Origin of the sequence: Frankia canadensis (assembly GCF_900197875.1) — a bacterium.
In the GTDB taxonomy this organism is placed as follows: Bacteria; Actinomycetota; Actinomycetes; order Frankiales; family Frankiaceae; genus Frankia; species Frankia canadensis.
Window position 1 is genome coordinate 1 of record NZ_FZMO01000514.1, and the last position, 557, is coordinate 557.

Annotated in this window: 1 protein-coding gene; it reads left to right on the top strand. The window is 65.2% G+C overall.

Features of this window, described 5'->3' with window-relative positions; genetic code table 11:
• Positions 1–447: ABC transporter substrate-binding protein (locus C1A33_RS27130; protein WP_133150852.1), on the top strand; the 447-nt coding region annotated here is incomplete at its 5' end.
• Positions 448–557 lie beyond the last annotated feature (110 nt).

Consider the following 557-nt stretch of genomic DNA (forward strand, 5'->3'; position numbering starts at 1 on the left):
GCGGTGCTGCCGACGAGCGGTGCGCTGGCGACGTACGGATCACAGTCAAAGGGTTCGCTCGACGCGGGTATAAGCCTTGTCAACAAGGCCGGTGGTATCGACGGCAGGCAGGTCAAGCTGACCGTCATCGACGATGGTGGTGACGGGGCGCAGGCGGTGGCCAAGCTCCAGGCGTACCTCTCCGACCACTCGAAGCCAGACGCCGTGTTCTCGCAGTACAGCTCGGAGGCGCTGCCGTTGGCGCCCCTGACGACCCAGGCCGGAATATTCAGTGTCACGTCGTCGATCACGCCGGCCCTGACGGATCCCAAGAAGTTCCCGTACACGTTTCAGCAGTCGATTCCGATCAGGACCGTGATCGATGTCTCGCCAACCACATCGTCAACGAGGGTCACAGGACGGTCGGCTACGCGGCCGTCGACAACGAGTCCGGACACTCGGCCGTGACCGCTTTCCAGGCCGTCGCGAAGTCGAAGGGACTCACGGTCGTCCCCGCCTTCCTGCCCGCGGACGCGGTCGACGCGACCCCGACCCTCGAGGCCATCCGGGCGAAGAAG